Annotated in this window: 11 protein-coding genes; 8 read left to right on the forward strand and 3 right to left on the reverse strand. The window is 72.1% G+C overall.

What is annotated here, in order from left to right:
• Nucleotides 1-108: 108 nt before the first annotated feature.
• Complete coding sequence (locus tag ACFYUS_RS10895) at nt 109-2,136, forward strand: helix-turn-helix domain-containing protein (RefSeq protein ID WP_388848407.1); 2,028 nt, start codon at nt 109-111, stop codon at nt 2,134-2,136.
• A gap of 56 nt (nt 2,137-2,192) precedes the next feature.
• Here the strand turns inward: ACFYUS_RS10895 and ACFYUS_RS10900 are convergent, their stop codons facing one another.
• Nucleotides 2,193-3,455, reverse strand: a complete 1,263-nt coding sequence (locus ACFYUS_RS10900) for an IS701 family transposase (RefSeq protein ID WP_388848410.1) — start codon at nt 3,453-3,455, stop codon at nt 2,193-2,195.
• A gap of 426 nt (nt 3,456-3,881) precedes the next feature.
• Between ACFYUS_RS10900 and ACFYUS_RS10905 the strand changes: the two genes are divergently transcribed.
• Both ACFYUS_RS10905 and crcB read left to right on the forward strand, forming a co-directional pair.
• Nucleotides 3,882-4,298: a CrcB family protein gene (locus ACFYUS_RS10905; RefSeq protein ID WP_388848413.1), complete on the forward strand. Its 417-nt coding sequence runs from the start codon at nt 3,882-3,884 to the stop codon at nt 4,296-4,298.
• Nucleotides 4,295-4,651, forward strand: a complete 357-nt coding sequence (gene crcB, locus ACFYUS_RS10910; RefSeq protein ID WP_388848416.1) for a fluoride efflux transporter CrcB — start codon at nt 4,295-4,297, stop codon at nt 4,649-4,651. The genes ACFYUS_RS10905 and crcB overlap by 4 nt, the downstream gene beginning before the upstream one ends.
• A gap of 9 nt (nt 4,652-4,660) precedes the next feature.
• On the opposite strand, the gene pucL is transcribed toward crcB, so the two are convergent.
• The gene (gene pucL / locus ACFYUS_RS10915) at nt 4,661-5,578 is read right to left on the reverse strand and encodes a factor-independent urate hydroxylase (protein ID WP_388848419.1); all 918 of its coding nucleotides are present in this window, start codon (nt 5,576-5,578) and stop codon (nt 4,661-4,663) included.
• 410 nt (nt 5,579-5,988) lie between these two features.
• Here pucL and kdpF point away from each other — a divergent pair, with 410 nt between their 5' ends.
• The 4 genes from kdpF to ACFYUS_RS10935 are packed head-to-tail and all read left to right on the forward strand — an operon-like array spanning nt 5,989 to nt 10,513.
• Nucleotides 5,989-6,078, forward strand: a complete 90-nt coding sequence (gene kdpF, locus ACFYUS_RS10920) for a K(+)-transporting ATPase subunit F (protein ID WP_033204243.1) — start codon at nt 5,989-5,991, stop codon at nt 6,076-6,078.
• An 8-nt stretch (nt 6,079-6,086) separates the two neighbouring features.
• Nucleotides 6,087-7,751: a potassium-transporting ATPase subunit KdpA gene (kdpA, locus tag ACFYUS_RS10925; protein WP_388848422.1), complete on the forward strand. Its 1,665-nt coding sequence runs from the start codon at nt 6,087-6,089 to the stop codon at nt 7,749-7,751.
• Nucleotides 7,748-9,856, forward strand: coding sequence for a potassium-transporting ATPase subunit KdpB (kdpB, locus tag ACFYUS_RS10930; protein WP_388848425.1), 2,109 nt, complete (start codon nt 7,748-7,750; stop codon nt 9,854-9,856). The genes kdpA and kdpB overlap by 4 nt, the downstream gene beginning before the upstream one ends.
• A gap of 6 nt (nt 9,857-9,862) precedes the next feature.
• Nucleotides 9,863-10,513 (forward strand): potassium-transporting ATPase subunit C, encoded by a 651-nt coding sequence (locus tag ACFYUS_RS10935; protein ID WP_388848428.1) that lies wholly within the window; start codon nt 9,863-9,865, stop codon nt 10,511-10,513.
• Here the strand turns inward: ACFYUS_RS10935 and ACFYUS_RS10940 are convergent.
• Entirely contained in the window at nt 10,507-11,652 is a 1,146-nt protein-coding gene (locus ACFYUS_RS10940; protein ID WP_388848431.1) for a winged helix DNA-binding domain-containing protein, read from the reverse strand. The two genes, ACFYUS_RS10935 and ACFYUS_RS10940, sit on opposite strands and share 7 nt — an antisense overlap.
• Before the next feature lie 52 nt (nt 11,653-11,704).
• Between ACFYUS_RS10940 and ACFYUS_RS10945 the strand changes: the two genes are divergently transcribed.
• Complete coding sequence (locus tag ACFYUS_RS10945; RefSeq protein WP_388848434.1) at nt 11,705-13,324, forward strand: DUF2079 domain-containing protein; 1,620 nt, start codon at nt 11,705-11,707, stop codon at nt 13,322-13,324.
• Nucleotides 13,325-13,331: the final 7 nt, after the last annotated feature.

The raw sequence follows: 13,331 nt of genomic DNA on the forward strand, positions 1-13,331 counted from the left end.
AGTGCGGCAACTCACCGTTGACCGACTCCCGAAGCCGAATTATTTTCGGCGAGCAGTACGGGTTTCCTCCCAGGTGCCCGATTTCGCTCGATCACGGGGGTAGGGGCCATGACACGAGACGGCGCGGACGGAGCCGGTGGTGCCGACGCGCTGCTCACGGTCCTCGAACTGCTCGCCCGGCAGGCACCGCCCGCCCACTTCGACACCCTCCTCGACGAGGCCCGGCGGACCGGCCTGGCCGACGGGGAACTCCACCGCCTGGAGCGGGCCGTGGAACTCGCCGGCGAGGTCCGCGCCGCCCGCGCGCACGACGCCCGCCGTGGGGACGGACTCGCCGCCCTCACCGACACCGCCCGCGACCTCACCCTCTCCTACGACCTCGACAGCCTGCTCCGCGTCATCACCCGCCGCGCCCGCCGGCTCCTCGGCCTCGACCTCGCGTACGTGACCCTGCGCGACCCGCACGGCGCCTGCTACGTCCACACCACCGAGGGCACCCGCACCCCGCCCGGCCCCGGCCCGCGCCTCGCCCCCGGACTCCGCATCGCCGACGGGTACGGACTCGGCGGCGCCGTCCACCTCCACGGCGCGCCCGTCTGGACCGCCGACTACCTCGCCGACGAGCGCTTCGCCCCCTCCGGCTCCCTCGACGCCGGCGTCCACGCCCCGGCCTTCGACGAGGCCGCCGAGTCCGCCCTGCGCGCCGAAGGACTCCACGCGATCGTGGCCGCGCCGCTGCGCAGCGGCGACACCGTCATCGGCACCCTGCACGGCGCGGACCGGCGCGTCCGGCACCACACGGGGGAGGAGATCGCGCTCCTCACCGCGCTCGCCGACCTCGCCGCCCTCGCCGTCGAGAAGGCCGGCCTCCTCGACCACACCCGCGCCGAGGTCTCCGAACTGGAGCGGGACAGCGCCCGGGCGCGCACCCGGCTCACCCGCATGCGGCACGTCAGCGAGGCCCACGGCCGCATCATGAACCTCGTCCTCGCCGGCGGCGACCTGTGCCACGTCGCCAAGGCGGCGGCCGACGCCCTCGACGCGACCGTCCTGATCCGCGACCCCGGCGGCCGCCCCCTCGCCGGCGCCGGAGACATCCCCGGCCTCGACGAGGAGGCCATCGCCAAGGCCTCCCTCGACGCCCATGCCCGCCGCCGCCCGGTCCTCGCCGCCGACGACACCTGGGTCGCGCCGGTCATCGCGGGCTCCGAGGACCTCGGCGGCCTCGTCATCCGCGCCGCCGGCGGGCTCACCGGCGAGGACGAACGCCTCCTCGAACTCGCCGCCCAGTCCGTCGCCTTCCTCCTCCTGATGCGCCGCTCCACCGCCGTCGCCGAAGGACCCGTCCGCGACGAACTCCTCGACGACCTCATCGCCGACCCGCCGCACGCCCCGCAGCAGATCGCCCAGCGGGCCCGCCGCCTCGGCGTCGACCTGCGCCGCCCGCACGTCCTCGTGCTCGCCCGGCCCGAGGGCGGCGAGCAGGGCCGGGCGGTGGTGTGGGCGTCCTCGTACGCGTACCGCCTCTCCGGCCTCAAGACCGTGCAGGGCGGCCGCATCGTGCTGCTGCTCCCCGGCATCGACGCCTCGGCCGCCGCCAAGGCCGTCGCCGCCGAACTGTCCCCGCTGCTCGGGCACCCCGTCTCCGTCGCCGCCGCCGGACCCGCCCAGAGCCCGGACGGCGTCGGCCGCATCCACCAGGAGGCCGGCCGCTGCCTGGACGCGATGAGCGCGCTCGGCGGCACCGGCTCGGCGGCCTCCGTGCAGGACCTCGGCTTCCTCGGGCTGCTGCTCTCCGACGACAACGACGTCGACGGCTTCGTCGAGTCGGCGATCGGCCCCGTCCTGGACTACGACGCCGAGCGGTTCACCGACCTCACCCACACGCTGGAGGCGTACTTCGCCTCGGGCGGCAGCCCCACGAACGCGGCCGAGGCGCTCCACGTCCACCCCAACACGGTCTCCCGCCGCCTGGAGCGGATCGGCGAACTCCTCGGCCCCGAATGGCAGAAGCCCGGCCAGGTCCTGGAGGTCCAGCTGGCGCTGCGCCTCCAGCGCACCCGCGAGCTCCTCACCCGCGGACGCGTGGCGACGGACCCGGCCCGGCAGGCGGGCCCGCCGGAGCGCAGCACCTGAGGAACGGGACCTGAGGAACGGGACCTGAGGGAACGGGGCCTGAGGGACGGGACCCGTCAGCTCGCCGAGCGCCTGGAGGCGTACCCCGTGTCGTACGCCGCGTCCCAGCCGCCGGCCAGGACCGTCGCCGCGTGCGCCGCCGAGGCCAGCGTGATGTGACGGTGCCAGCCGCGGTACGAGCGGCCCACGAAGTCCCGCAGCCCCGCCCCCTCGCCGACCTCCGCGAAGTCCCGCTCCACCCGGCGGGCGAGCTTCGTGATCCGCACCAGCGAGCCGACCGGGGAGTTCGTCAGATCGCTGATCCACACCCGGGCCGGCGCCCTGCGCGGGTCGTCCCACTCGCCGAGCAGCACCAGCGGACGCATCCGCTCCCCGCCCGGCGTGGGCAGCGCGACCCGCACGGCCGTCGCGAGCGAGGTCCGCGAGGTCCGCGCCCCCGCCACCGTGTCCACCCAGCTCACCGGCCTGCGCAGCCCCTTGAGCGACTCCAGGATCTGCACGGCCGACAGCGGGCCCGCCCCGAAGCCCGGCAGCGAACGGTCGGCGATCGCGAGCCGCGAGCCCGGGTTGATCCGGGCCACCACCGGCACGCCCGCCCCGGCGAGCCGCGTCAGGGCCGCCCGGCCCGCACCGCCCCGGATGTCGAGCAGCACCGGCTTGCGGGCGACGTCGGGCCAGCGGGCGGTGTCGAGCGCCGCCGCGACCGCGCACTCCTCCAGGGTCTCCTCGCCGGCCTCCTGGGGGACCTCCGCGCGGTCGCGCCGCGTGCGGTCCTTCACCCAGGGATCCGGCAGGAACAGCCGCCAGTTGACCGGCACGCTCAGCTCGTCGCTCGCGAACCACACCCCGAACGCCTGCTGCCCGTGGAAGACCTGGCCGCGCTCCGGGTCGAACCGGCGGTCCACGCCCACCGAGTGCTCCCCGGCCTTCGGGATCGGCATCGGCCGCACCACCCACGCCTGCGGGCAGCCGTTCCGCTCCAGGTACTTGGCGAGCGCCGCCCGCATGGGCTGCCAGTCCCAGGTGGAGCTGGACACGAAGTGGTGCAGACTCTGCTCGGCCGCCGGACCGCCGATCTGGGCGGCGATGTTGCGTATCGACTTGCGGCCCTGCGCCGTGAGCAGACCGTGCAGGTACTGCTCGGCCTTCAGGCGCTGGTCGCGGCGCGGGAAGCCGGAGAACAGCGCGGCGCACAGCTCGGCGTAGACGTCCTCGCGCGAGTCGGCCGCGCCGCCGGAGGACCTGACGACGCCCAGGGGCACGGCCGGGGCGACGGCCCCGGTGACGGCCCTGCGCTTGGTTGCGACGGATGTACTCACGACACTCCTGCCCGAAGGTTGCGCAGCTCCCTCCCGCTGCTCCACCACCCTCGCCCGGCCCCGCCCGCCGGGACGAGGTGTACCCGGCACCCGAATCGGCCGCCGGATGGTGGCCCGGCCACCTACCCGCGCGTTCCCGCAGGTCAGAACCCCTACCCCCACCCCCTCGCGGGCCCCCGCACCGGCCCTCCGGAATACCCCGAGGGGGGATCTGACAGACTCGCCGGCCCCGCTTTGACCCGTCGCAGTCAGTGGCCGGACCATCGCAGAGCGAGGCGGCACGGGCCGGGCCCCGGTTAATGCCCCAGGCCGGGGACCGCGCCTGTGCTCCTCGCCTCGACCCCGGAACCGAGCCCGCGGCCGCCCCCGAAGCGCGGACATCGCCCCCGTCCCGTCGCCTCGCGGGACTCTCGTAACCTTGGGCGCATGGGGCTGCGCAAGGAACTGCCGGTCGTCGCGGTGGTCGCCGCCGGCGGCGCCCTCGGCGCGGCCGGGCGCTACGGCGCCACGCTCGCCTGGCCGACCCCCGACGGCGCCTTCCCCTGGACGGTCCTGACGGTCAACGCGGCCGGCTGCGTGGTGCTCGGAACCCTCATGGTCCTCCTCACCGAGACCACGACCGCCCCGCACCCGCTGCTCCGGCCCTTCCTCGGCACCGGGATCTGCGGCGGGTTCACCACCTTCTCGACGTACGCCCTCGACACCCAGCGCCTGTTGAGCGCGGGCGACCCGGCGCGCGGCCTGCTCTACCTGGGCGGGACCCTGCTCACCGCCCTCGCCGCCGTCGCGGCGGGCGTCACCGCCGCCCGCGCGCTCGTCCGGGCCCGGGGGAGGCGCGCGTGAACTGGCTGCTCGTCGTGGCGGGGGCCGCCGTCGGAGCGCCCCTGCGCTATCTCACCGACCGCGCGGTGCAGGCACGCCACGGCTCGGTCTTCCCGTGGGGCACGTTCACCGTCAACGTCGTCGGCTCGTTCGTCCTCGGGCTCCTGACCGGCGTCTCCTCGGCCCAGGCCCATCTGCTGCTCGGCACGGGCCTGTGCGGCGCCCTCACCACGTACTCCACCTTCTCGTACGAGACGTTCCGGCTGTACGAGAACGGGGCGAAGGGCTACGCGGCGCTGAACGTGGCGGGGAGCCTGGCCGCCGGACTCGGAGCCGTATGGCTGGGAGTGGAGACGGCGGCCGGGCTCGGCTGACCCGTCGGGTCAGGCGGTGATCCAGTCGCTGGTCGCGATCACCGGCTGGACGCCCTCACGGTGGATGGTGCCCTCGATCAGGCCGTACATCCGGTCGGCCGCGAAGTACACCTCGTTGTCGTTCTTCAGCCCGAACGGCTCCAGGTCCACCAGGAAGTGGTGCTTGTTCGGCAGGTTCAGCCGGACCTCGTTGACCGTGGAGACGTGGTCCAGGACCCGGTCCGCCATCGCGTGCAGGGTCTGCTGGAGCGAGTAGCTGTACGTCTCCGCGAACGCCTCCAGCATGTGGCGCCGCACCTTCGCGTACGAGGCGTCCCAGTCGTGCTCCGGGTTCGCCGCCGCCGAGGCCGAGTTCGCCCAGCGGGCGGTGACCTTGGTGGCCAGGATGCGGTCGTACGCCTCCTGGAGCGTCGTGTACTCGTCCTTGATGAAGCCGTGGAACTCGGAGTTGGTCGAGTTCATCACCGTCAGCTCCTTGAGGCCCGACAGGACCTGGAGCCCGGTGTTCTCCGAGTACGTGATCTGCGCGGTGCGGACCTCCTGCCCCTTGCGGACGAAGGAGTGCTGCTCCTTGCGCGACGGCACGGAGATCCGCTCCCAGGCGAACTCCTCGATCCGGATCCGGGCCTCGTGGATCACGGCCTGGGAGCCCACGAAGTGCCGGGCGAGGAGGATGCCGAAGGCCTCGGGGGAGGCGACGCCGTGCTCCTTGGCGAAGGCGTAGACCGTGTTCTTGGTGGTGTCGGTCGGCAGGCAGTTGCCGTTGTCGCCGGTCAGGTGGACCTCGCGGAACTCGCCGCGCAGCGCCACCGACACGTTCAGGTCGCGGATCTCGTGCCAGGCGCCGTCGTTGCCCTTGCGGGTGACCGTGACGATGCGGTTCTCGGCCTTGCCGTACTGGTTCTGGGACAGGACGTGCTTGCTCATGTACAGCTCCTGCGGGTACGTGGATACGGATATCCCGTACGCCCGGCGTCCAGCGCCCTCCTCGTCCAAGGAGGTGTGCTCCCCGCCGTCCGGCCCGTGAACGGCGGACCGCCCCGGGACTGACGAGCATCCCGGTCCGTAGGTGTCGGCTCGAAGATAGGTGCACTTCTGGTCACTGGCAATGGGGAGGGCTTCGCGTAGAGGAAGCATCAAGACGGGCATTAACGGCGTTAGGGGCACGTCAACGGCGGCGGCGGTCGGCAGGAAAGGCGGTTTTCTCGTCTTGTCCGAGAATCCGTTCTTCCTTCTTCCTGCATCCGGGAGCTCACGATGGCCGACGTGGCCTTCGTCGCCACCACGATCGCGGTCTTCGCGCTGGTGGCCTTCATCGCCAAGGGGGTGGCCAAGCTGTGAGTGCCGAGAACATCGTCGGTCTGCTGGTCGCGGCCGCCCTGCTGGGCTATCTCGTCCTCGCCCTCGTCAAGCCCGAGAGGTTCTGAGGTCCCCGATGAGTCCCGTTCTCGCTGGAGTCCTCCAGCTCCTGGCGCTGATCGTCGCCCTGGGTCTGTCGTACCGGCCGCTGGGCGACCACATGGCCAAGGTGTACTCCTCGGAGAAGCACTACAAGCCCGAGAAGTGGATCTACAAGGCGATCGGCGCGAACCCGAACGTCGAGATGCGCTGGCCCGCCTACCTGCGCGGAGTGCTCGCCTTCTCCGCCGTGAGCGTCCTCTTCCTCTACCTGCTCCAGCGGCTCCAGGGCTCCCTGCCCGGCTCGCTCGGCTTCGTGTCGATCGACCCGGACCAGGCCTTCAACACCGCCGCGTCGTTCGTGGCGAACACCAACTGGCAGTCGTACTACGGCGAGCAGGCCATGGGCCACGTCGTGCAGACCGGCGGCCTGGCGGTGCAGAACTTCGTGTCGGCCGCCGTCGGCATCGCGGTCGCGGTCGCTCTCGTACGCGGCTTCGCCCGCTCCCGTACGGGTGAGCTGGGCAACTTCTGGGCCGACCTGGTCCGGGGCACCGTCCGCATCCTGCTGCCGATCTCCGTCGTGGGCGCGCTGGTGCTGGTGGCCTGCGGGGCGATCCAGAACTTTGCCGGGATCCACGAGGTCGGCCAGTTCACGGGCGGCGCGCAGCAGTGGAACGGCGGGGCGGTCGCCTCGCAGGAGGTCATCAAGGAGCTGGGCACCAACGGCGGCGGCTACTTCAACGCCAACTCGTCCCACCCCTTCGAGAACCCCAACGGGCTGTCGAACCTCTTCGAGATCTACCTGATCCTCGTCATCCCCTTCGCCCTGACGCGGACCTTCGGCCGCATGGTCGGCTCGCTGAAGCAGGGGTACGCGATCCTGGCCACGATGGCCACCATCTGGGTCGGCTTCACCGCGCTGATGATGTGGACCGAGTTCGCCCACCACGGCCCCGCCTTCGACCTCGCCGGCGGTGCGATGGAGGGCAAGGAGACCCGGTTCGGCATCGGCGGCTCGTCGATCTTCGCGGTGGCCACGACGCTGACGTCGACCGGCGCGGTGAACTCCTTCCACTCCTCCTACACCGGCTTCGGCGGCGGGATCACGATGCTGGGCATGCAGCTCGGCGAGATCGCGCCCGGCGGGGTGGGCTCCGGCCTCTACGGCATGCTGATCATGGCGATCATCGCGGTGTTCCTCGCCGGTCTGATGGTCGGCCGCACGCCCGAGTACCTGGGCAAGAAGATCGGCACCCGCGAGATCAAGTTCGCGGCCTGCTACATCCTGGTCACCCCGGCCCTGGTGCTCTGCTTCACCGCCGTGGCGATGGCCCTGCCCACCCCGGCCCACTCGATGACCAACTCCGGTGCGCACGGCTTCTCCGAGATCCTCTACGCGTACACCTCCGGCGCCAACAACAACGGCTCCGCCTTCGCCGGCCTGAACGCCGACACGCAGTGGTTCAACACCACGATCGGCCTCGCGATGCTCCTGGGCCGGTTCCTGCCGATGGTCTTCGTCCTCGCGCTCGCCGGTTCGCTGGCCGAGCAGACGCCCGTACCGAAGACGGCGGGCACGCTGCGCACGGAGAAGCCGCTGTTCACCGGTCTCCTGGTCGGCACGATCGTGATCGTCACCGGCCTCACCTACTTCCCGGCCCTCGCCCTGGGACCGCTCGCCGAAGGACTCGCAGCATGAGCACCCTCACCTCCACCCGGCCCCCGCAGTCAGGGGAGCCCACCGGCGGCCGGCCGGCCGAGGCCGGACGCGTCGGCGGCGGGCTGTTCGATCCGAAGCAGCTGGTCAAGTCCCTGCCGGACGCCCTGCGCAAGCTCGATCCGCGCGTGATGGTCAAGTCGCCCGTGATGTTCGTGGTGCTGGTCGGCTCGGCCGTCACGACCGTCCTGGCGGTCGTGAACCCGGGGGACTGGTTCGGCTGGGCGATCACCGCCTGGCTGTGGCTGACCACGATCTTCGCCAACCTCGCCGAGGCCGTCTCCGAGGGCCGGGGCAAGGCGCAGGCCGACACCCTGCGCAAGGCCAAGACCGACACCGTCGCCCGCCGTCTGACGAAGACGGGCGAGGAGCAGGTGCCCGGCACCGAACTGCGCGTCGACGACCTGGTGGTCTGCGAGGCCGGCGACGTCATCCCCGGCGACGGTGACGTCGTCGAGGGCGTGGCCTCCGTCGACGAGTCCGCGATCACCGGCGAGTCCGCCCCCGTGATCCGCGAGTCCGGCGGCGACCGGTGCGCGGTCACGGGCGGTACGAAGGTGCTCTCCGACCGGGTCGTCATCAGGATCACGACGAAGCCGGGCGAGACCTTCATCGACCGGATGATCAACCTGGTCGAGGGCGCGGCCCGCCAGAAGACCCCCAACGAGATCGCCCTCAACATCCTCCTCGCGTCCCTCACGATCGTCTTCCTGCTCGCGGTCGTCACGCTGAAGCCGTTCGCGATCTACGCGGGCGCCGACCAGCAGACCTCGATGATCGTGCTGACCGCGCTCCTGGTCTGTCTGATCCCGACCACGATCGGCGCGCTGCTGTCCGCGATCGGCATCGCCGGCATGGACCGCCTGGTCCAGCGCAACGTCCTCGCCATGTCCGGCCGCGCGGTCGAGGCCGCCGGTGACGTCTCCACCCTGCTCCTGGACAAGACCGGCACCATCACCCTCGGCAACCGGCAGGCCGCCGAGTTCGTCCCCGTCAGGGGCACCACCGAGGCCGAACTGGCCGACGCCGCCCAGCTGTCCTCGCTCGCGGACGAGACGCCCGAGGGCCGCTCGATCGTGGTCCTCGCGAAGGAGGAGTACGGGCTGCGCGAGCGCCACCAGGGCGAACTGACGGGCGCCGAGTGGGTCGCCTTCACCGCCCAGACCCGCATGTCGGGCGTGGACGTGGACGGGCGCAAGGTCCGCAAGGGCGCGACCGGCTCGGTCGTGGCATGGGTGGAGGAGCGCGGTGGCCAGGTCGCCGAGGACGCCAGGGAACTCACCGACGCCATTGCGCAGGCCGGTGGCACGCCGCTGCTCGTGGCTGTGGAGGACGCGGACGGGGCCCGGGTCCTGGGTGTCATCCACCTCAAGGACGTGGTGAAGGAGGGCATGCGGGAGCGGTTCGACGAGCTGCGCCGCATGGGCATCAGGACGGTCATGATCACGGGCGACAACCCGCTGACCGCGAAGGCGATCGCCGAGGAGGCGGGCGTCGACGACTTCCTCGCCGAGGCCACCCCCGAGGACAAGATGGCCCTGATCAAGCGGGAGCAGGCCGGCGGGAAGCTGGTCGCGATGACCGGCGACGGCACCAACGACGCCCCCGCCCTCGCGCAGGCCGACGTCGGCGTCGCGATGAACACGGGCACGTCGGCCGCGAAGGAGGCCGGCAACATGGTCGACCTCGACTCCGACCCGACCAAGCTCATCGAGATCGTCGAGATCGGCAAGCAACTCCTCATCACCCGGGGCGCGCTGACGACCTTCTCGATCGCCAACGACGTGGCGAAGTACTTCGCGATCATCCCCGCGATGTTCGCCGTCGCCTACCCGTCCCTGGACAGGCTCAACATCATGGGCCTGGCCTCGCCCCAGTCCGCGATCCTGTCCGCCGTCATCTTCAACGCGCTGATCATCGTCGCCCTGGTCCCGCTCGCCCTCAAGGGCGTCCGCTACCGCCCCTCCAGCGCCGACTCGATGCTCCGACGCAACCTCGGCATCTACGGACTCGGCGGCCTGATCGCCCCGTTCGTCGGCATCAAGATCATCGACCTGCTCCTCTCCCTCATCCCCGGAATCGGCTGAAACGCGATGAACAACTCCGTAGGCAGTACCGGCCGGGTGCTCTGGGCCGGCCTGCGCGCCCTCCTCGTCCTCACCGTGATCTGCGGCGTCCTCTACCCGCTCGCCGTCACCGGCATCGCCCAGGCGGCCTTCCCCGGCAGGGCGAACGGCTCCGAGATCAAGGACGGGAGCGGCAGGGTCGTCGGCTCCGAGCTCATCGGCCAGACGTATCTGACCGGCGACGAGCCCGACCTCCGCTGGTTCCAGCCGCGCCCGTCCAACGGCCTCGGCAGCAACAGCGTCAACACCCAGTACAAGCTGATCCTGTCCGGTGCCACCAACCGCTCCGGCGACAACGCCGACCTGATCCAGTGGGTCAAGGACGCCAAGGCCGCCGTCGTCGAGGACAACTCGGTGAACGGCTACACGGTGAAGCCCTCCGACGTCCCCGCCGACGCCGTCACCTCCTCCGGCTCGGGTCTCGACCCGCACATCTCCCCGGAGTACGCGAAGCTCCAGGTCCACCGCGTCGCCGAGAGGAACCACCTCGCCGTCGCCCGGGTCGACAGGCTCGTCGCCGACCACACCGACGGCCGCATCCTCGGCTTCATCGGCGAACCCCGCGTCAACGTCCTCGAACTCAACGTCGCACTACGCGAATTGATTGATCGTCAGTAGGGCAGTACCCGCGTCTCGATCGTCGGGATGCCCTTGACCCACCAGTGGTCGTACCGCCCGTACACCCGTGGATCGCGGTCGGCGAGCAGCGTCCCCAGGGACGCCGCCTCGGCCGCGATCCCGTCCCAGTCCCCGGCCGTCAGCGGGTGGAAGGCCGAGGCCTCGATCCCGCCGTCGACCGGCCGCCAGACCCCGGCCACGTACCCGTCGACGAGCAGCGTCGGGAGGGTGTCGCCGTTCACGCGGATGACGTGCTTGCGGTACTCGGGCGGGATGATCCGGCTGCGGTCCGCGTACGCGAGGAGGACGCTGTCCCACATCGCCATCAGCCGGGGCGGGGCCGGAGTGTCCCCGCCCGGCCGGTCCGCCCCCGGTACGTCGTACAGCACGGTCCCGTCGGGCCCCTCAAGGCGGTCCAGTTCACCCTCCAGGGTCTTCACCGCCTCCCGTACGAGCCGGCGCGGGGCCGTCGTGAACTGCGCCATGTCCGGTACGGAGGCGGGCCCGAAGCCCTCCAGATAGCGCCGGAGCAGCACGGCCAGGCCGGCGGCGGACGCCTCCGGGTCGCCGAGCACCGGCAGTTCGGCTGCCGTGACGAAGGACTGCGCGGTCCCGAACGACCACGGCGGCCCGGTCGGCGCGTGCCACAGCGGCGCGTACTGCCGGATCATCCGCCAGACCACGGCCTCCACCGGCCCGCCCCGGTCCTCCTCGATGCGCCCCCTCATCTCGGCCCCGGTCCGCACGCTCCCCGCGTACGCCAGGAGGTCGGGCAGCAGCGCGTCGGCGTCGGCGGCCGTGAACCCCGCCTTCGTGTACCGGGGATCGTGCAGCCGCGAACCCCGCAGCGTCGGCTCCATGCCCTCCCGGAAGGCCCGGTAGTCCTCGGCGTGCACGAGGTGCAGCGTGAGCCGCATCAGCGTCGATCTGACCAACTCGTAGCCTCCCACGGCCCCGTCGAGGTCCTCGGGGTCGAAGTCCGCGATCCGGTTCCACAGCGCCACGTACGGCGAACCGGGGTGCTGCGCCTGGAGGCACACCACCCGCCGCACCGCTTCCGTGACGCCGAGCGGCGCCCGGTCCAGGAGCAACTGCCGGTGGAGCGTGGAGCGGTTGAGGGCGCGCGCGGTGAGGGCCATGGCGCGATTCTCCCTCCCGGGCCGCCCGGACACGCAACGTAGGGTCATGGCCATGGAGAACGCGCTGTCGCACATACCGACCCGCCCGCGCCCGTCCGGAGGGCGGGACGCGGTGGCGGCTCCCCCCGACGAGCCCTCGGACGCGCGGACCGGGCGCCGGGGCGTCGCCCTCACCGCCCTCTGCTTCCTCGTCTGCGCCGCCCTCGGCCTCCAGTCCTGGACGGCCCTGCGGGCCACGGGCTTCGACCTCGGCATCTTCGACCAGGCCGTGCGGGCGTACGCGCACCTCGCACTGCCCAGGTCGCCGATCAAGAACGTCCACCACGAGTTCCCGCCCGGCTTCTCGCTCCTCGGCGACCACTTCACCCCGGCGCTCGCCCTCCTCGCGCCGCTCTACTGGCTGTGGGACGACCCGCGGACGCTGATCCTCGCGCAGGCCGCGCTGTTCGCGGCGGGCGTGCCGGTGGTCCGCCGCATCGCCCGGCACGCCTTCGCGGACGCCGAGCCCCTCGTCGTACGCCGGGCCGCCGACCTCGGCGGACTCGTGTACGCGCTGGGCTGGCCGCTCCTCAACTCCTCCTACAACGGCTTCCACGAGGTCGCCTTCGCGGTGCCGTTCACCCTCCTCATGCTGGAACGCGGACTCGCCCACCGGTACGGCGCGGCCGCCCTCTGGGCCGCGCTGCTGTGCACGGCCAAGGAGGACATGGGCCTCGTCGTCGGCGCGTACGGCCTCGTCCTCGCGGTCCGCGCCCACCGCGCCGGCCACCGGACGGGCCGGACCACGGGGATCGCGCTCGCCCTGGCGGGGCCGCTGGTGTCCGCCGTCGTGATCGGCTGGTTCATCCCGGCGATGGGCGGACCCGAGGGCTACTACTGGTCGTACGGGCGGCTCGGCGCCGACCCGGGGGACGCCCTGGCCCACGTGCTCACCGCGCCCTGGATCCTGCTCCAGGCCGCCGTGACCCCCTTCGTCAAGGTCGCCATGCTCGCCTGGATCCTGGGCAGCCTCGCCCTGCTCCCGCTCGGCTCCCCGACCTTCCTGCTCGCCGTCCCCCTCCTCGCGGAACGCGTCCTCTCCGACAACCCCAACCACTGGCCGGTCATCAACCACTACGACGCCTTCCTGTGGCCGATCCTGCTGACGGCGTCCCTGGAGACCCTGGCGAGGCTGCACGCACGCCGGAGCTCCGTCCGGGGCTGGGCGGTCACCGCGCTCGTCCTCTCCTCCGCGGCGGCCGTCGCCCTCGGCCTGAACCTCCTCGTCCGCCCCGACTTCTGGCGCCCCTCCCCGGACAAACGCCCCCTCGCCACGGCGGCCGCGCTCATCCCGGACGGCGCGACGGTGGAGGCCGACAACACCATCGCGCCCCGCCTGACCGCCCGTACGGACGTGGTCATCGCCGACCGGACGCCACGCGGCGCCGACTGGGTCCTCCTCCGCACGGACGACCGCACCTTCCCCTTCGCCTCCACCGACGAACAGCGACAGCGGATCGCCCTCCTCCTCGCCCACGGCTACACGAAGACCTGGCACCGGGACGGCACGGTCCTCCTCCACCGCACCGACCCGGCCGTCGCCGTCCCCGGCACGCGCCGCCCGGGCCCGGACAGCACCCCTGTCCGGGAGGCCGTTCCCGGCGACGTGGGCGCCAACCTGCTCCTGAGGTGAGGCACTT

The sequence above is a fragment of the Streptomyces sp. NPDC004284 genome, from assembly GCF_042874035.1.
In the GTDB taxonomy this organism is placed as follows: domain Bacteria; phylum Actinomycetota; class Actinomycetes; order Streptomycetales; family Streptomycetaceae; genus Streptomyces.

What these genes read in the sequence shown, in the direction of transcription:
- ACFYUS_RS10895 (WP_388848407.1), top strand. Translation starts at nt 109, where the DNA reads ATGACACGAGACGGCGCGGACGGAGCCGGTGGTGCCGACGCGCTGCTC.
- ACFYUS_RS10905 (WP_388848413.1), top strand. Translation starts at nt 3,882, where the DNA reads ATGGGGCTGCGCAAGGAACTGCCGGTCGTCGCGGTGGTCGCCGCCGGC.
- pucL (WP_388848419.1), bottom strand. Translation starts at nt 5,578, where the DNA reads ATGAGCAAGCACGTCCTGTCCCAGAACCAGTACGGCAAGGCCGAGAAC.
- kdpA (WP_388848422.1), top strand. Translation starts at nt 6,087, where the DNA reads ATGAGTCCCGTTCTCGCTGGAGTCCTCCAGCTCCTGGCGCTGATCGTC.
- kdpB (WP_388848425.1), top strand. Translation starts at nt 7,748, where the DNA reads ATGAGCACCCTCACCTCCACCCGGCCCCCGCAGTCAGGGGAGCCCACC.
- ACFYUS_RS10935 (WP_388848428.1), top strand. Translation starts at nt 9,863, where the DNA reads ATGAACAACTCCGTAGGCAGTACCGGCCGGGTGCTCTGGGCCGGCCTG.
- ACFYUS_RS10940 (WP_388848431.1), bottom strand. Translation starts at nt 11,652, where the DNA reads ATGGCCCTCACCGCGCGCGCCCTCAACCGCTCCACGCTCCACCGGCAG.
- ACFYUS_RS10945 (WP_388848434.1), top strand. Translation starts at nt 11,705, where the DNA reads ATGGAGAACGCGCTGTCGCACATACCGACCCGCCCGCGCCCGTCCGGA.